Genomic DNA, 15,973 nt, shown 5'->3' with positions numbered 1-15,973 from the left:
CTTACGGCACCGCCCACGTGGCCACGTCAGTCCACGCCGGCGACAGGACGACGACGGTGCTGCCCCGCACCAGCTCGGGCGGCAGGGAGAAGGCGATGACGACCCGCCCCCGCGGCAGGCCGCTGCGGTCGAGCTCGACGGGGGTGTCGACCTCGTAGCCGAGGTAGCCCCCGGTGGACAGGGGGCCGTAGGGGTCGCCGTCTGGGGTGACGAGGGCGACGCCGCCGCTGTCCACGAGAGGTGCCCAGCCGCCGCCGTCGACGGGCGCCTCGAGCTCGACGAGCGCGACGTCCTCGAGCCCCGCGACCTCGTCGGCGAGCTGCCTCAGCCCGGCGAGCCGGACGTCGACCTCGGCGCGCTCGGTCAGCACGGCGACGACGGCGACCTGCTGGCCGTCGAGCGTCGTCCGGTGCCCGAGGGGGAGGGCGTCGGCACGGAAGCCGGCGAGGACGTCGTCGGGGATCCGCTCGGCGGTGGGCGTGGCGCCCGCGGCCCTGACCGGGTCGTCGGCGGCGGAGAGGCCGAGGGGGAGCAGCAGCGCGGCGACGGACAGCAGACCTGCCGTGGCGGTGCAGGCAGCGCTCGCCGCGGCCAGGAGGACCACGTCGAGCGTCCGGGAGCGGACGAGCGCGACGACGGCCGTCGCCAGCGCGACCGTGCCGAGGAGCCCTGCGAGCGGCGCCGGGAGGAGGGCGAAGGGGACGAGCGCCCCGAGCGCCGCGACGAGGACGGCGACCAGACCTGTGACCAGGGCGGCGACGGCCCAGCCACGGCCGCGACCCGACCGGCGAGGCAGCGCCTCGGACGGAGCGGGAAGGCTTCGGAGGGCCGGACCGGGCGGTCCCTGAGGTGGGGCGACGACGTCCATGCGGCCTCCCTGCGTCGGTGGCGCCTCGCGACGCCCGTCCTCCGACGCTAGGAGCGCTCCGCTCAGCTCCGCTGAGGTCGTCCACAGGCGAGCCGGCGGGGATGCACGGCTCAGCCGTCCGTGATGCTCCTGGTCAGCTCGGCCATGTGCGCCGCCCGCTCCTCGCGTGTCGACGGTCGTCCGACGACGCCGGGACGCTCCTGCCACGGCAGCGGGCCCGAGGCGCGGCGGTACTCGACGCCGACGGCGTCGAGCCGCTCCAGGTGCGCGCCCAGGCGCCGCTGGAAGTCGTCGAGGTCGCGCTCGCCGTCGGCCCACAGCACCTCGGCGACGGCGCACAGGCGCGGGAAGACGAGGTAGTCGACGGTGCGCGGGGAGTCGGCGTGCTCGGTCCAGACGTTCGCCTGGCCGCCGAGCACGTGGCGCGCCTCGTCGGGCGACAGCTGCGGCGGCACAGGCTCGAAGTTGGTGTAGACGTCCTCGACCGTCAGCGGCGTCGCCACGGGGATCGGCTCGTTGGGCAGCTCGGACTGGCGGTAGTCGAGGTAGACGAGGTCGTCGGGGCACGCGACGACGTCGTGCCCGCGGCGCGCCGCCGTCACCGCGCCGGCCATGCCGCGCCACGAGGCGACGGTCGCCGTCGGCGCCAGCTCGCCCTCGAGGATCTCGTCCCACCCGAAGGACCGGCGCCCGCGCGCGGTGAGGTGGTCGTCGAGGCGGCGCATGAACCACGTCTGCAGGTCGGCCTCGCGCTCCACGCCCAGCTCGCGCATGCGCTCCTGGGTGCGCGGGTCGGTGCGCCACTGGTCGCGCGGGCACTCGTCACCGCCGATGCCGATGACGGTCGAGGGGAAGAGCTCCATCACCTCGTCGAGGACGTCGGTGAAGAAGCGGACCGTCGTCTCCTCCATGTTGAGAACGTTGGGGTCGATGCCCCAGCGGGTGGAGACGTCGCGCTGCTCGCCCGTGACGCCGAGCTCGGGGTAGGCGGCCAGTGCGGCCCGGACGTGCCCCGGCGTCTCGATCTCGGGGACGACGGTGATGCCCCGCGCCGCCGCGTAGGCGACGACCTCGCGGACGTCGTCCTGCGTGTAGGAGCCGCCGTGCGGGCGCCCGTCGGACGGGGAGTCCTCCGCCGCGCCGACCTGGCTCTCGCGGCGCCAGGCCCCGACCTCGGTGAGGCGCGGGTACTTCTTGATCTCGAGGCGCCAGCCCTGGTCCTCGGTGAGGTGCCAGTGCAGCGTGTTGAGGCGGTGCATCGCCATGAGGTCGATGAAGCGGAGCACGTCGTGCTTCGGCATGAGGTGCCGCGCGACGTCGAGCATCACCCCGCGCCAGGCGAAGCGGGGGGCGTCGCGCACCTCGACGGCGGGCAGCGCCCACCGCTGCCCGGCGACGGGCGCCCGCCGGTGGACGGCCGGGGGCAGCAGCTGCAGCAGCGCCTGGCAGCCGTAGAAGACCCCGGCGCGGTCCCCGCCGCGCACGAGCGCGCCGTCCGGGCCCGTGCTGAGCGTGAAGGCCTCCGGGCCGAGGTCGGCGTCGAGCTCGAGGCGGATGGCGGCGTCGTCACCGCCCTCGCGCAGGGGGAGGCCCGTCGCGGGGCGCAGGGCCGCCTGCAGCAGCGCGAGGACGTCGGAGAGCTCGTCCGGAGCGGCGACGCGGGTGCCGGCGTCGAGGACGAGCTCGCCGTCGCCGACGACGAGGTGCTGCGGGCGGGGGAGCAGCGCGGGAGAGGTCACGGGCACGAGCCTCCTCCGTGCGGCGGCCTCACGCCGTCTGCGCGGCGCGCCCCTGCGGGTCGTCGACGCCGTGCTCGGCGAGCACCCGGGCGGCGTGCGCCTTGCGCAACCGCAGCCGGGAGTAGGCCGCCACGAAGTAGACGACCGTGCCGACGGCCGCGACCCACCAGAAGGCGGTGCGGTTGGCCTCGTAGGTGTCGACGTCCGGGCTCGCGAAGAGGACGACGAGACCCATGACGAAGATGACGGCGAGGTCGACGAGCCAGACGACGAGCAGCGCGCGGGTCAGCGGGCGGCGGTCGGTCGTGTCGACGTCGGTCGGGGCGGCCTCGGCCTGCTCGGCGTGGAGCGCCTCGACCTCCTCGGCGAGGACCCGGTCAGCCTCCTCGCCCTCGGGGTAGCGCTGCGCCGCGCCCATCGCCCTGGCGAAGAGGACGTACAGGACCATGCTCAGCAGGAAGGCCGGCACGAAGGCGAAGTAGACGGGCATGAGGCCGGTCGCCACGGCCGCCGCCGCCAGCCCGAGCGTGATGCCCCAGGCGAGCAGCGCGGGCGCGTTGGTGACGCCCTTGTAGCGCGCCCAGTACCGCGTCATGCCGAAGCGGCGCAGCAGGTAGTGCTCGGCGAAGAGGATGCCGCCGACCGGGACGAGGGTGATGCCCGCGTACGTCACGAGGTTGAGGTAGCCCCGGTAGACGAACGGGAAGACGCTCGCGACGAGGACGACGACGCCGATGATGAGCGTCATCTTCTTGCGGGTGAAGCGCGGGAAGACGCCCTGGCCGGCGAGACCGGCGCGGTAGAGGTTGGCGTTCGCCGTCGTCCAGCCGCCGACGACGACGACCGCGAGGCCGGCGTAGCCGAGCGCCTGGAAGGCCACCTGGCCGGGCTCGATGACCGTGATGCTCGTCTGCACGATCGCCGCGGCGGCCGCGCCCATGAAGCCGGCCGCGACCCACGCCATGTAGTGCCCGAGGAACATGCCGGTGGCTGACGTGTAGCCGTACGAGCTCTTCCTCGCGTAGCGCAGGAGCGACATGTCGACGAGGCCGGTGTGCGCGAAGGAGTTGGCCGCCCAGCTGTAGCCGATGATCCCCAGCAGGCTGATGCCGGCGGCGCCGTCGGGGGTCTGGCCGGTGAAGATCGAGCTCTCGCCGACCGTGATGAAGTCGCCCCAGCCGCCGAGGACGGTGGAGCCGGTGACCTCCTGCGTCACCGCCGGGATGAGCGCCATGCCCCCGGTGGCGAACATGACGACGAGCCAGGGGCCGCAGGTGCTCGCGAACTCCGCGAGGGCGTTGAAGCCGAAGGCGGCCACGAGCACCGCCACGGAGCCGAAGACGACGGCGAGCACGATGAAGCCGACGCTCGTCGGGTACGCCTGCTCCTGCGCAGGGAAGTCCAGGACGATGCGGAACGCCGTCGCCGACACGGTGATCATGGCCGCCGAGATGATGGCGAAGATGAGCGCGTTGACGCCGTTGAAGAGCTTCGTCGTCACGCCGCCGGCGATGCGGCTCAGGTACGTGTAGACGCTCATCCGCGTCTGCACCGCGATGGGCGCGGTGAGGAAGCGGAAGCTGAGGACGGCGAGCGCGTTGCCGACGGCCAGGCCGATGAGGACGTCGACGAAGGACGCGCCGAGGATGACGAAGGTCGCGCCGAAGACGAACTCCGTCCCCGCGATGTTCTCCGCCGAGTAGAGGCCGGCGAAGTGCCCCGGCCCGTGCAGCTCGTGCTTGCCGGCCGGCAGCTGCTCGGCGTCCATGCGCCGCACCCGCTGGCCGACCTCGCTGGTCGTCGCTGACATGTCGTCCCCCGTCGCCGTCGATCCCGGGCACCTCGTGGGGGTTGGCCCGGAAAGCGGCGTCCCCGGGCGCACGGTCGTCCGGTGGGGAGGGGGTGTCAACCGGAGCGGCGCCGAGGCGCGGCGGACGCTGCCGCCTCAGGAGTGTTCGCCCAGCGCCAGGTACCTCGGTGCATGACCGCAGGTACCTTGGTGCCATGGCCCTCAGCATCAAGAACCAGGAGACCGAGCGGCTCGCGCGCGAGCTCGCGCGGGCGACAGGGGAGACGGTCACGACAGCGGTGACCGCAGCGCTGGTCGCGAGGCTCGACGCGGTGCGGTCCGAGGGGAGCGCGCGCGAGGAGCGCAGGGTCCGCCTGCAGCGCATCGCCGACGACGCGGCCGCCCGGTGGGGGGCCGACGAGGGCGACCCGGTGGACCGCCTCTACGACGAGCTGGGGCTGCCCCGGTGATCGTCGACACGTCCGCGGTCGTCGCCGTCCTGCGGGGCGAGGAGGACGCGCACCGCCACCTCGCCGCGATGGAGGGCGCGGACCGGTTGCGCATGTCCGCCGCGACGCTCGTCGAGCTCACGATCGTCGTGGACACCCGCCGTGACCCCGTGCTGAGCCGTCGCCTCGACGAGCTGCTGGACGTGCTGGGCGTCGAGGTGGAGCCCTTCGACGCCGAGCAGGCCGTGCTGGCGCGACGGGCGTACCGCGACTACGGCAAGGGGAGCGGACACGCGGCGGGGTTGAACCTCGGTGACTGCTTCACCTACGCGCTCGCGGCCGTCAGCGGGGAGGCGCTGCTGTTCAAGGGCGACGACTTCGCGGCGACCGACCTCTCGGCCGCGCTGGACGGCCGGGGCTGAGGACCACCGCCCGTCCACGGACGGACGGTGGTCTCGAGGCCGGTGCGGGTGCAGCCGGCTCAACCCACCCGATGCACCACGCGCCCGTCCTTGACGACGACCCGCACGCTCTCGGCGGGGCGGGCCAGCACCGTGACGTCGTCGAGCGGGTCGCCCTCGACGACGAGCAGGTCGCCGAGCGCGCCGGGCGCGAGCACGCCGATCTCGCCCTCGCGCTGCAGGAGGCGCGCGGCCGTCGTCGTCGCCGACGCGAGCACCTGCGCCGGGGTCTGCACCTGCGCGCGGATGGCGATCTCCTCGCTCTGGTGCGGGTGCATCCCGCCGAGCAGGTCGGTGCCGAGGACGACGTCGACGCCGGCGCGCGTGGCCCGGTCGAGGGCGTCGAGGCCGGCCGCGAGCACGGTGGCGACCTTGGCGACGCTCGCCGGGGGCAGCCCGTGCTCGGCGCCCTCGCTGGCGAGGTGCTGGTAGGTCACGAGCGTCGGGACGAGGAAGGCCCCGTGCTCGACGAAGAGCTCGAGGCACTCGTCGTCGACGAGGTTCCCGTGCTCGATGCCCCGGACGCCGAGGCGCAGCGCCCGCTTGACCGACCGCGCCGTGTAGGCGTGGCCGGTGACGTAGCGGTTCTGCGCCGCCGTCTCCTCGACGACGGCGCGGATCTCGTCGTCGGAGCTCTGCGTCGAGTCGATGCGGTCCGTCGGCGAGGCGACCCCGCCCGACAGCATGATCTTGATGTGGTGCGCGCCGGTGCGCAGCTGCTCGCGGGCCGCCAGGCGGAAGGCGTCGGGCCCGTCGACGACGCGCGCCAGCCCCGAGCTGCAGGAGGTGTCGAGCGGCGCGGTGCGGCCGGGGGTGCGTCCGTCCCCGTGGCCCCCGGTCTGGCTCAGCGCCTTCCCGCCGAAGAAGAGGCGCGGACCGGGGAGCAGCCCCTCCTCGACGGCGGCCGCGAGCCCGTGGTCGGCCCCGCCGACGTCGCGGACGCTCGTGAAGCCCCGCTCGAGCATCCCGGCCATGATCCGGCCGGCGTGGGCGGTGACGTAGGCGGGCGACCACTCGGCCTGCGAGGAGAGGTCCGCCGTCGCCGCCGTCACGTGGACGTGGGCGTCGACGAGGCCCGGCATGACCGTGCGGCCCCCGGCGTCGACGACCTCGGCGCCCTCGGGGGCGCTCACCTCGTCGCCTCCGACGGCCGTGATGCGGCCGTCCTCGATGAGCACGCACGACGCGCCCGTGTAGGCGCCCGTCCCCGTGTCGAGCACCCGCCCCCCGCGGACGAGCAGGCGTCCAGGACGTCGGGGGCCTCGGGACGTACGCCGACTCCCTCGCCGCGCCGTTGACGACTCTCAGCGGCGGCTTGACCCCGCTGCAGCTGCTCGGCTACTTCCTGCCGCTCTTCCTGCTCATCCTGGCCGACCAGAACATGTACCAGCGGCTCGCGGCCGCCCGAGACGCGGGCACGGCCCGCAGCTCGACGGCGGGCTTCTTCTTCGGCAGCTTCCTCGTGACGGTGCCGGTGGCGCTGCTCGCGTCGGCGTCGTCCTTCCTGCTGCCGGACATCGAGCCGGACACGGCCGTGCTGTCGCTGGCGGCGGAGGGCTACACGCCCGCCGTCGTCGGCGGCCTCATCCTCGCTGGGGCCTTCGCCTTCATCGTCACCACCGGCTCGTCCTTCCTGCTCTCCAGCGCGGGCAACGTCGTCTACGACCTCTACGCGCGCTTCGCCCGCACCGAGCCGTCGGACCGGCGCCGCCTCGGCGTCCACCGTCTGTCGGTGCTCGGCATCGCGGTGCTCGCCTACGTCCTCGGGCAGTTCTTCCCGTCGGTGCTGGCCCTGCAGGTGTACGCCTACACGGTGTACGGGGTCGCCATCGCGCCGGCCGTCTTCGCCGTCCTCTTCTGGCCCCGGGCGACGGCCGCAGGCGCGCTGACCTCGATGGTGCTCGCCACCGTGACGACGGTCGGCTGGGAGACCGCGGGGCTGTCGTCGGACGTCAACGCCGTCATCGTGTCGCTGCCCGTCTCCGTCGTCTCCCTCGTCGTCGTCAGCCTGCTGACCGGGCGGCGCAGCGTGGCGGTGGCCGCGCGCTGAGGCGCCCGGCGACGTGTCACGTCGGTGCGCACAGGTGGGCCGTCGCGGCGGTCGTCCACCGCCTGACCGCGAGACGCAGAGCCCTCCCTCCGCCGTCCCTAGCGTCCTGGCCACGGGACGGTGGACGAGGGGAGACCGGCGGTGTGCCTGGTGTGCGACGGGTGGACGCTCGACGAGGTGCTGGCGATGCACCTGCGCCGGGTCGAGGAGCACGGGTGGTCGCACCAGAGCGTCGAGGCGGACACGACCGGCCCCTCGTTCTCGTACACGATCGGACTGACGCGGGAGGACGGTCATCCCGAGGTCCTCGTCAGCGGGCTCGACCCGGACGTGGCGTGCGGGGTGCTGCACGCGGTCGTCGACCACGTGCGGTCCGGGAACCGCATCACCGCGGGCACCGAGGTGGACCTCGGCCACGACGACGTGTGGCGCGTGGTCCGCGTGCGCCGCCCGCAGCGGCTCGTCACCGCGCAGGAGGTCTTCGCGACGCCGGGGCACGCGGGCCTCGTGCCGGCGCTGCAGCTGGTCTGGCCGGACCACGCCGGTCTGTGGCCGTGGGAGCTGCCGTGGCGCGACGCGCGCCGCGTGCAGGAGCTCTTCGGCACGTCGCCGTGGGCGTGAGGTGGGGACGGCGGTCCTCCGGCTGGCTAGCCTCGGCCCATGACGGCCGAGGCGGCCCGTCGTCGGCTCCCCGAGGAGCGGCCGATGAGCTGGGACCAGTACGCCGCGCTGGGAGACGACGCCCGCGGTGAGTACGTCGACGGGTGCCTCGTCGTGACGCCCTTCCCCAGCCGGCAGCACCAGAACGCCGCGCGGCGGCTCGCGGGGCTCCTGGAGCAGCACCTGCCCGCGGGGCACGCCGTCGTCACCGCGTGGGGCTGGAAGCCCGGTGCCGACGAGTGGGCGCCGGACGTCATGGTCCACCCGGTGACCGCCGAGCAGGTGCGCTTCACCGGGACGCCGCTGCTGTGCGTCGAGGTGCTGTCGACGAACCGCGGGGACGACCTGGTGCGCAAGACGTCGAAGTACGCGCGCGCGGGGCTGCCGCAGTACTGGGTGCTCGACCCCTCGGAGCCGAGCCTGCGGATGTACCTGCTCGAGGACGGCGCCTACCGGCAGGTCGGGGTGGTCACCGACCGTGGCGGTGCGCCGGGGTGGCCGGGCCTCGTCCTCGACGTCGGAGCGCTGCTCGCCTGAGGCGAGACGCCGCGCTGTCCGGCGTGCGCACGCGGCGGACGGTCGGTCCTCTCAAGGCACCTCGTCGGCGGGGACCGCGAGGTTCGGCTCGATGAGGACCCAGTCGTCATCGCGAGTGGCGTCGTCGAGGTCGAACCCGTCGGGCACGAGCAGACCGATCGCCGACTGCGTCTGGCTCGTCGCCCCGACCCAGGTGCCGTGACGGCCGAAGCGCTCGACGGGCCCGCACGACCGGCTCACCGCGTCGTCGCCGGGGGCGAGGGCGAGCAGGAGGCAGACACCTCCCTCGTCGTCGAGGGCGACCCAGTACTCGGCCCGCTCCGTCGCGCCGAGGCGGCGGGCGGAACCGGCCGCGAGCCCGTCGTCGACGGGGCGCCCCTCGATCGTGGGGAGGTCGTCCTCATCCGTCGCCGGCTCGCCCAGCACGGGCACCAGCTCCGCGGGCGAGGGCGCCCCCGCGACGGGCTCCTCGGTCACCGGCTCGGACGCCGGGGCGGTCGAGGTGGCCGTGGGCGCCGGGGTGGGCGTGGGGCCGCCGTCCGCCGGTGCCTGCGCGCAGCCGGCGGCCAGGGCGAGCGGGACCAGGGCGAGCGGGGACCAGGGCGGGAGCGGGCAGGGTCGCGGTCAGCGGGGCGCGGGACACGGGGCCACCTCCTCGTCGGGGCCCCGACGCTACGTGGCCCGGGGCTACGTCGTCGGGCGGGCGCGGCCCAGCTCGGCGGTCCGGAAGCGCCGGGTGCCGTACGCCTCCAGGTCCCCGGTGGCTCGCGCCAGACGCTCCAGGCTGAAGAGCGGCGGTTGGAGACCGGCCTCGAGGTGCTCCCGCAGGGAGGGGGGCAGCTCGACCGAGGAGTCGGCGCGGCGGGCCACGAGGTGGGCGACCGACTCGGCCTCCCACTCCTCGACGTCGTGCTCGACGCCGCTGCGGTCGGGCCACCACAGCGGGTCGGGCGTGCCGAGGTGCCCGCACAGCACGTGCGCGGCCGCGTGGAGGAGGGCGACGAGGCGCCGGCGTGGCGCGAGCCCGTCGGCGAGGACGACCTCGTAGCGCAGCGGCACCCGCTCGACGACCGTCTGCTGGCGCCCCCCGCGGGCGACGCGCTCGCGGCGCAGCGGGCGGCCGTCGGGGACGGCGCGCACCGAACCGGCCTGCCGGGAGTCGAGGCGCCCGCTGCGCACGCCCACGCCCAGGCCGACGAGGTTGTCGACGAGGCGGTCGAGCCGCGCGGTGACGTCGCGCTCGCCGGCGCCGACCACGACGGCGCCGGGGTCGGTGACCTCGAGGGGGAGCGGGGGTGCGCCCTCGAGCGGCTCCGTGCCGCTGACGTCGAAGACGAACGTCACCGGCCCGCGCGGGGCGAGGACGACGAGGGGCTGGGCGTCGGCGCGCACGACCCGCCGGTAGCGCTCGCGCCAGCGCGCGGCCGTCAGCACGTGCGTCGCGCCCGGCCGCTGCACGTCGACGAGCACGGCGTTGAGGGGCGACAGGTGGCGGGAGGAGCCGACGGCGCGCAGGAGGTCGGCGTACTGCGACGCCGTCCGGTACCGCTGGGCGCCGCGGACCAGGTCGTCGACGGACTGCCGCGCCTGGTCGACGCTCGACGCCGCCGACGGCTCCTCCGCGAGGCTCAGCTCGAGCTGGCCCTCGAGGTCCAGCTCGAGGGACCCCTGCCCGAAGAGGCCCGGCGCGCCGCTGCTCACCCGCGGATGCTGGCACGCCGCGCCGACGGGCCGAGCGGGTGCCCGCGACGGGGGCTGTGGACGACGCCGGACGGCGCCGCGCGGGGCTGCCTACGGTCCGCGGGCCGGTGGCGCGGGAGTGCGGGCGAGGGGCGGAGGCGGCGCGTGGTGGTGCGTGGAGGTCGGGCGACGCGAGCGGGCGGGGCGGGTGCCGGTCGGGGCGACGGGTGGGGCGTCGGCTGGGACGAGGAGGAGGCCCCCGGGCGCTCGCGCCGGCGCGGCGCGGCCGCCGACGTCGCCTGGGAGAGCATCGGCCTGTCGGTCGCCTCGCTGCTCCTCGGCCTCGCCGCCGCCGTCGCCTGGGTGCTCGTGACGTGGCTGTGGCCGCTCCTCCTCGCGGTGGCGGTGCTCACCGCGCTGATGGGCGCCCTCGCGCTCGTCCTCCTGCGGCGGCACCGGGTCCGGCACCTCGGGGCTCTCGTGCTCGGCGTCGTCGCCGCGGCGACCGGCGCGGGGACGGTCGTGCTCATGGCGGAGCAGGTGCTGCTCGCGCTGCTGCTCTGACGTCGCGGCCGAGCCCCGTGCGCCCCTCAGGGCGCCGGCGGCCGCAGCCCCTGCAGCACGACGTCGACGTAGCGCGCGGACGGCGACGCCCGGCCCGGCCCGGCGTCCACCGCGCGGGCGAGGCCGCAGAGCAGGCGCCGGACGTCGTCGGCGTCGACGTCCTCCCGGACCCGCCCGGTGGCGCGCCCGTGGGCGAGCGCGGCCTCCAGCGCCCCGCGGAGCCGCTCGAGCTGCGCGGCGGTGTCCGTGCAGGCGGCCGTCGGCTCGGCGAGGACGGTCGCGAGAGCGGGGTCGGCGAGCTGGCGGCGAAGTCCCGCACGCAGCAGCTGCGCCAGCGCGTCCTCGCCGCCGTCCCCGTCCGCGGCGCGCTCGGCGGCCGCCACGAGGCCCTCGAGGCCCTCGGCGCCGAGCGCCTCGAGGAGCACCTGGCGGGTGGGGAAGTGGCGGTACACGGTGCCGACGCCGACGCCCGCCTCACGGGCCAGAGCGTTCATGGCGAGGCCCTCGGGGCCGTCCAGCTGCCGGGCGGCCGCGGCGAGGACGCGCCACCGGTTGGCCAGCGCGTCGGGGCGCAGGTGCGTCGGTCGGGCGAGGGGCGCGGCGGCGCGGTCCTCCGGCACGCGCGGACGCTAGCAGCGGCGGAGCGCCCGTCCGCCCGCTCGTCGCTGCGGTCGACCATGGCAGGCGCGGGGACGGGGGTCGGGCCGCGGCCGGGTCGCAACCGCCGGAGCCCGTGTGCGACGCGGAAGGAGTCGGCGCGGGGCCGCCCACGGGTCGTCACGGGAGCGTCGCCTGCAGGTCGTGCGCACGATCCGCGCCGGACCCCTGTCGTGAGCGACCGATCTGCTCTAGTGTCGCCGCCTGATCGAATCGCTCACATTCGCTCACTCGGCGCAGCGGCGCGCCGCCCGCCGCGACGAAGGGACCTGCCCGTGACGTCCATCTCCTCCGACCAGACCGGCGCCGGCCCGAGGGCCGACCGGGCCGGCGACTCCTCGCGGCACTGGGTCCGCGAGTACGAGCACGAGGTGCTCGGCCGGCTGCAGCGCCTCACCGACCTGGCGGACGCGGGAGGCCTCGACGAGGCCATCGCCCTCGTCGCCGACTGCGTGGGAGCGGGCGGCGTCGTGCACGCCTTCGGCACCGGGCACTCCGAGGCCTTCGCCATGGAGGTCGCCGGCCGCGCCGGCGGGCTCATCCCCACCAACCGCGTGGCCCTGCGCGACGCGGTGCTCCTCGGGGACCACGACGTCGAGGAGCTCTACGGCCGACCGCCGCTCGAGCGCGACCCCGCCATCGCCGACGACCTCTGGGCGACCGTCCCGCGCCAGGACGGCGACCTCTTCGTCATCGCGTCGAACTCGGGCGTCAACGGCTCCGTCGTGGGGCTCGCCCTCCTCGCCAAGGAGCACGGCCACCGCGTCATCGCCGTCACCAGCCTCGAGCACACCGCCGCGGTCCGGCCCAAGCACCCGAGCGGCAAGCGCCTGTCGGAGGTCGCCGACGTCGTCGTCGACAACCTCGCGCCCTACGGCGACGCCACGCTCACGTCCGTCGGCGACATCGCCGTCGGCGCCGTCTCCTCCCTCACGTCGGCGTACGTCGCCCAGCTCCTGACGGTCGGCGCGACGCAGCGGCTCACCGAGCGCGGGCAGGAGGCGCCCCTCTACGTGTCCGCGAACGTGCCCGGCGGCGACGACCACAACCACGAGCTCGAGAACCGCTACGGCGACCGCATCCGCCGCGGCGCCTGACCTCCCGTGCACCCACCCTCAGCGACCTCCCCCACCTCCCCGGACGAAGGAACCCATGAGCCCTCTCGAGAGCAGCCGCACCCCCCTGCAGCGCCGCGCCTTCCTCAAGGCCGTCACAGCGGGCGCCGTCGTCACCCCCTTCGGCCTGAGCCTGGCCTCGTGCGCCGCCTCGGGCAGCGGTCCCGACACCGGTGGCGGCGGTGGCGGTGGCGCGACCGGCGAGGTCAGCGACGCCAACCCCTTCGGCGTCGCGGCCGGCACGACCGTCGAGGCCGTCGTCTTCGACGGCGGCTACGGCACCGACTACGCCTCCTTCGCCGCCGCCATCGTGCAGGAGCAGCTCGACGACGTCACCGTCGACGTCGTCGGCTCCACCCAGATCGCCCAGCAGATGCAGCCGCGCTTCGTCGGCGGCACCCCGCCGGACCTGCTCGACAACAACGGCGCCAACGCGATCGGGCTGTCGACCATCGCCGCCCAGCTCGAGGACCTCACCGAGGTCGTGCAGGCGCCCAACACCGAGGGCACGACCATCGCGGACACGCTCTACCCCAACGTGCTCGGCGTCGGCATGTACGACGGCAAGCTCGCCGCCCTCAACTACGTGCTCACCGTCTACGCGCTCTGGTACTCCGAGTCGCTCTTCGAGGAGAACGGCTGGACCGCGCCCCAGACCTGGGACGAGGCGCTCGCGCTCGGCGCCGCCGCCCAGGAGCAGGGCAAGTACCTCTTCACCTGGGGCCGCGAGGCCGCGTCGTACTACCTGACGATGGCGCTCGACTCGGCCATCAAGGAGGGCGGCGACGACGTCCGGCTGCAGATGGCCAACCTCCAGCCCGACGCGTGGAGCGGCGAGGCGATCACCGGGGTGCTCGCGGCGATGGAGCAGGTCGTCTCCCGCGGCTACATGCGCCCCGGCGGCGCGGGCACGCAGTTCACCCAGGCCCAGGCCCAGTGGAGCCAGGCGCAGGAGGCCCTCCTCTACCCCTCGGGCTCCTGGATCGAGAACGAGATGGCCGACGCGACGGCCGAGGGCTTCCAGATGACCGGCGCGCCGACGCCCACGGTGACGAGCGGCTCGGCGCTGCCGTACGCGGCCATCAACAACACGCCGAACGAGCCCTTCGTCGTCCCCTCGCAGGGCCAGAACCCCGCCGGCGGCAAGGAGGTGCTGCGCGTCATGCTCAGCCCGGAGACGGCGACCGAGTTCGCGCGCACCAAGCTGGCGTCGACCATCGTCGCGGGCACCATCCCCGACGACGCCTTCGGCTCCTCGGCGCTCGCCGCGCAGGTGGCGATGCTCGACGCCGCCGGCACGGACACCTTCAACTACAACTTCGTCCAGACCTACGGCATGACGCAGGAGGTCAACGGCCTCTGGAACAGCTTCCTGTCCGGGGACTCCGACGCGGCGACGCTGGCCCAGGGCATGCAGGCGATGTTCGACCGCATCCGTGAGGACGACTCGGTCGTCAAGGTCGAGGTCAGCTGATGACGCAGACCGGCCCGACGACGGCGGCGGTGCCCGCCGCCGGGAGCCCGCCGGCGGGTGCCGCCCGCGGCGGCAGGAGACCGGCTCGTCGTCGTCGGGGCGGTCTGGACCGGACCAGCCTCATGGTCGTGTTCCTGGGGCTGCCGTTCGCCTTCTACGTCGTCATGGTGCTCTACCCCTTCACGCAGGCGACGTACTACTCGCTCACCGCGTGGACGGGCTTCAGCGCGGAGCAGCCCTTCGTGGGCCTCGGCAACTACGCGCGGCTCGCGGGCGACGCCCGCTTCCTCACCGCGCTCGGCAACAGCCTCACGCTGCTCGTCGTCGTGCCCGCCCTGGTCATGGTGGCCAGCTTCGCGCTCGCGTGCCTCCTCACCTTCGGCGGCTCGACGGCGGGCTCGGTGAAGGGGCTGCGAGGGACGGCGTTCTACCGGGTCGTGTCCTTCTTCCCCTACGTCGTCCCGGCGATCGTCATCGGCATCATCTGGGCGCAGGTCTACGACCCCTCCGGCGGGCTGCTCAACGGCGTCCTCACCGGCGTGGGACTCGACCGGTTCACGGACTTCCCGTGGCTGGGCGACGTCGACACGGCCATGGCCGCGACGATCGCCGTCATCGTGTGGGCCTTCGTCGGCTTCTACATGGTGCTGTTCGTCGCGTCGATCCAGGGGATCGATCCCGAGCTCTTCGAGGCCGCCCGCCTCGACGGCGCGGGGCGGGTGCGCTCGGCGCTGAGCATCGCGCTGCCGGGCATCGCCGGCAGCGTGCGGACGGCGTACGTCTACATGGGCATCCTCGCCCTCGACGCCTTCGTCTACCTGCAGGCCCTCAACCCCAACGGCGGCCCGGACAGCTCGACCCTCGTCGTGACGCAGCAGATCTTCTCGACGGCCTTCTCCCAGGGGCAGTTCGGGCTCGCCTGCGCCATGGGGGTCGTGCTCGCCGTCGTCACGCTCCTCTTCGTGGGGGCTGTGTTCGGGGTGGCCCGGCTGCTCGGCGTCCGAGGGGGTGCTCGCGCATGAGCGCCGTCGCCGACCGCGGTGCGCGCACCGACGTCGCCCCCCGCACCGACGGGCGGCGCAGCGGCGGCCGCGCCGACAAGGTCGTGGGCGGCGCGTCCCAGGCCGTCCTCGTCGTGTGGACCGTCCTCGTCCTGGCGCCGCTGCTGTGGACCCTCATGTCGTCCTTCAAGACGACCCAGGAGATCTTCGCCTCGCCCTTCGCCCTGCCGAGCTCCCTGCACGTCGAGAACTACGTCAACGCGTGGACGCTCGCCGGCATCGGCCGGTACTTCCTCAACTCGGTGCTCGTCGTCGCCGGGGCGCTGGCGCTGACGATGCTGCTCGGCTCCATGTCCGCCTACGTGCTGGCCCGCTTCGCCTTCCCGGGGCGCGGCGCGGTGCGCACGCTCGTCGTCGCGGGGCTGACCTTCCCCGTCTTCCTCGCGGTCGTGCCGCTGTTCTTCATCCTCCAGCAGGCGAGCCTGCTCAACACCCTGCCCGGGCTCGTGCTGGCCTACACGGCCTACGCCTACCCCTTCACCGTCTTCTTCCTGCTGTCCTTCTTCGAGGACCTGCCGGGCGAGGTGGCGGAGGCGGCCTCCATCGACGGCGCCAGCGAGTGGCGGACCTTCTTCCAGGTGATGCTGCCCATGGCCCGGCCGGGCATGGCGGCCGTCGCGATCCTCAACTTCGTCGGGCTGTGGAACCAGTTCCTCCTGCCCGTCGTGCTCAACTCCGACCAGGAGAACTACGTGCTGACCCAGGGCATGGCGTCCTTCGCCTCGCAGGCCGGCTACTCCGTCGACTTCGGGGCCCTCTTCGCGGGCGCCGTGACGACGATCGTGCCCGTGCTCGTCGTCTACCTCGTCTTCCAGCGCCGGCTCCAGGGCTCGGTGGCCCAGGGGAGCGTCAAGTGAGGCTCGAGGTGG

Annotated in this window: 17 protein-coding genes; 10 read left to right on the top strand and 7 right to left on the bottom strand. The window is 74.5% G+C overall.

Features of this window, described 5'->3' with window-relative positions; translation table 11 throughout:
• Position 1 precedes the first annotated feature (1 nt).
• The 3 genes from Q0789_RS12985 to Q0789_RS12975 all read right to left on the bottom strand — a co-directional run bounded on the left by Q0789_RS12985 (position 2) and on the right by Q0789_RS12975 (position 4,417).
• Positions 2 to 868, bottom strand: coding sequence for a hypothetical protein (locus tag Q0789_RS12985; protein ID WP_298805871.1), 867 nt, complete (start codon positions 866 to 868; stop codon positions 2 to 4).
• Positions 869 to 978: 110 nt separating this feature from the next.
• Entirely contained in the window at positions 979 to 2,613 is a 1,635-nt protein-coding gene (locus Q0789_RS12980; RefSeq protein WP_366917733.1) for a beta-N-acetylhexosaminidase, read from the bottom strand.
• Positions 2,614 to 2,635: 22 nt separating this feature from the next.
• Positions 2,636 to 4,417 carry a hypothetical protein gene (locus tag Q0789_RS12975; protein ID WP_298805867.1) on the bottom strand — a complete coding sequence of 594 codons (1,782 nt, stop codon included), beginning with the start codon at positions 4,415 to 4,417 and terminating at the stop codon, positions 2,636 to 2,638.
• A gap of 194 nt (positions 4,418 to 4,611) precedes the next feature.
• Here Q0789_RS12975 and Q0789_RS12970 point away from each other — a divergent pair, with 194 nt between their 5' ends.
• Entirely contained in the window at positions 4,612 to 4,866 is a 255-nt protein-coding gene (locus Q0789_RS12970) for a type II toxin-antitoxin system VapB family antitoxin (protein ID WP_298805865.1), read from the top strand.
• Positions 4,863 to 5,267 carry a type II toxin-antitoxin system VapC family toxin gene (locus tag Q0789_RS12965; RefSeq protein ID WP_298805863.1) on the top strand — a complete coding sequence of 135 codons (405 nt, stop codon included), beginning with the start codon at positions 4,863 to 4,865 and terminating at the stop codon, positions 5,265 to 5,267. The genes Q0789_RS12970 and Q0789_RS12965 overlap by 4 nt, the downstream gene beginning before the upstream one ends.
• Before the next feature lie 59 nt (positions 5,268 to 5,326).
• Here Q0789_RS12965 and Q0789_RS12960 read toward each other — a convergent pair whose 3' ends face one another.
• Positions 5,327 to 6,526, bottom strand: a complete 1,200-nt coding sequence (locus Q0789_RS12960; protein ID WP_298805861.1) for an amidohydrolase family protein — start codon at positions 6,524 to 6,526, stop codon at positions 5,327 to 5,329.
• Between the two features lie 95 nt (positions 6,527 to 6,621).
• Here Q0789_RS12960 and Q0789_RS12955 point away from each other — a divergent pair, with 95 nt between their 5' ends.
• The 3 genes from Q0789_RS12955 (at position 6,622) to Q0789_RS12945 (ending at position 8,553) form a co-directional block, all read left to right on the top strand.
• Complete coding sequence (locus tag Q0789_RS12955; RefSeq protein ID WP_298805859.1) at positions 6,622 to 7,356, top strand: hypothetical protein; 735 nt, start codon at positions 6,622 to 6,624, stop codon at positions 7,354 to 7,356.
• A gap of 141 nt (positions 7,357 to 7,497) precedes the next feature.
• Positions 7,498 to 7,977, top strand: coding sequence for a DUF4262 domain-containing protein (locus Q0789_RS12950; RefSeq protein WP_298805857.1), 480 nt, complete (start codon positions 7,498 to 7,500; stop codon positions 7,975 to 7,977).
• 39 nt (positions 7,978 to 8,016) lie between these two features.
• Positions 8,017 to 8,553, top strand: coding sequence for a Uma2 family endonuclease (locus Q0789_RS12945; protein WP_298805855.1), 537 nt, complete (start codon positions 8,017 to 8,019; stop codon positions 8,551 to 8,553).
• Positions 8,554 to 8,604: 51 nt separating this feature from the next.
• Here Q0789_RS12945 and Q0789_RS12940 read toward each other — a convergent pair whose 3' ends face one another.
• Together Q0789_RS12940 and Q0789_RS12935 are read right to left on the bottom strand one after the other, a co-directional pair.
• A complete protein-coding gene (locus Q0789_RS12940) occupies positions 8,605 to 9,030 on the bottom strand; it encodes a hypothetical protein (protein WP_298805852.1) in 426 nt (141 codons plus the stop codon).
• Positions 9,031 to 9,240: 210 nt separating this feature from the next.
• Positions 9,241 to 10,254: a hypothetical protein gene (locus Q0789_RS12935; protein ID WP_298805850.1), complete on the bottom strand. Its 1,014-nt coding sequence runs from the start codon at positions 10,252 to 10,254 to the stop codon at positions 9,241 to 9,243.
• Positions 10,255 to 10,398: 144 nt separating this feature from the next.
• Between Q0789_RS12935 and Q0789_RS12930 the strand changes: the two genes are divergently transcribed.
• Positions 10,399 to 10,797 (top strand): hypothetical protein, encoded by a 399-nt coding sequence (locus Q0789_RS12930; protein WP_298805848.1) that lies wholly within the window; start codon positions 10,399 to 10,401, stop codon positions 10,795 to 10,797.
• Between the two features lie 26 nt (positions 10,798 to 10,823).
• On the opposite strand, the gene Q0789_RS12925 is transcribed toward Q0789_RS12930, so the two are convergent.
• On the bottom strand, positions 10,824 to 11,417 hold the full coding sequence (locus Q0789_RS12925; protein ID WP_298805845.1) for a TetR/AcrR family transcriptional regulator: 594 nt from the start codon (positions 11,415 to 11,417) through the stop codon (positions 10,824 to 10,826).
• Between the two features lie 312 nt (positions 11,418 to 11,729).
• On the opposite strand from Q0789_RS12925, the gene Q0789_RS12920 reads away from it, so the two are divergent.
• The 4 genes from Q0789_RS12920 to Q0789_RS12905 are packed head-to-tail and all read left to right on the top strand — an operon-like array spanning position 11,730 to position 15,961.
• Complete coding sequence (locus tag Q0789_RS12920) at positions 11,730 to 12,551, top strand: SIS domain-containing protein (protein ID WP_298805843.1); 822 nt, start codon at positions 11,730 to 11,732, stop codon at positions 12,549 to 12,551.
• 55 nt (positions 12,552 to 12,606) lie between these two features.
• The gene (gene ngcE / locus Q0789_RS12915) at positions 12,607 to 14,043 is read left to right on the top strand and encodes an N-acetylglucosamine/diacetylchitobiose ABC transporter substrate-binding protein (RefSeq protein WP_298805841.1); all 1,437 of its coding nucleotides are present in this window, start codon (positions 12,607 to 12,609) and stop codon (positions 14,041 to 14,043) included.
• Positions 14,043 to 15,065 carry a carbohydrate ABC transporter permease gene (locus Q0789_RS12910; protein ID WP_298805839.1) on the top strand — a complete coding sequence of 341 codons (1,023 nt, stop codon included), beginning with the start codon at positions 14,043 to 14,045 and terminating at the stop codon, positions 15,063 to 15,065. The genes ngcE and Q0789_RS12910 overlap by 1 nt, the downstream gene beginning before the upstream one ends.
• Positions 15,062 to 15,961 carry a carbohydrate ABC transporter permease gene (locus Q0789_RS12905; RefSeq protein ID WP_298805837.1) on the top strand — a complete coding sequence of 300 codons (900 nt, stop codon included), beginning with the start codon at positions 15,062 to 15,064 and terminating at the stop codon, positions 15,959 to 15,961. The genes Q0789_RS12910 and Q0789_RS12905 overlap by 4 nt, the downstream gene beginning before the upstream one ends.
• Positions 15,962 to 15,973: the final 12 nt, after the last annotated feature.

The organism is uncultured Pseudokineococcus sp., assembly GCF_947499845.1.
GTDB lineage: Bacteria > Actinomycetota > Actinomycetes > Actinomycetales > Quadrisphaeraceae > Pseudokineococcus.
The sequence above is the reverse complement of the archived record's forward strand: the minus strand, read 5'-3'. Positions and strand labels throughout refer to the sequence as shown.

What these genes read in the sequence shown, in the direction of transcription:
- Q0789_RS12970 (WP_298805865.1), top strand. Translation starts at nt 4,612, where the DNA reads ATGGCCCTCAGCATCAAGAACCAGGAGACCGAGCGGCTCGCGCGCGAG.
- ngcE (WP_298805841.1), top strand. Translation starts at nt 12,607, where the DNA reads ATGAGCCCTCTCGAGAGCAGCCGCACCCCCCTGCAGCGCCGCGCCTTC.
- Q0789_RS12945 (WP_298805855.1), top strand. Translation starts at nt 8,017, where the DNA reads ATGACGGCCGAGGCGGCCCGTCGTCGGCTCCCCGAGGAGCGGCCGATG.
- Q0789_RS12905 (WP_298805837.1), top strand. Translation starts at nt 15,062, where the DNA reads ATGAGCGCCGTCGCCGACCGCGGTGCGCGCACCGACGTCGCCCCCCGC.
- Q0789_RS12985 (WP_298805871.1), bottom strand. Translation starts at nt 868, where the DNA reads ATGGACGTCGTCGCCCCACCTCAGGGACCGCCCGGTCCGGCCCTCCGA.
- Q0789_RS12975 (WP_298805867.1), bottom strand. Translation starts at nt 4,417, where the DNA reads ATGTCAGCGACGACCAGCGAGGTCGGCCAGCGGGTGCGGCGCATGGAC.
- Q0789_RS12910 (WP_298805839.1), top strand. Translation starts at nt 14,043, where the DNA reads ATGACGCAGACCGGCCCGACGACGGCGGCGGTGCCCGCCGCCGGGAGC.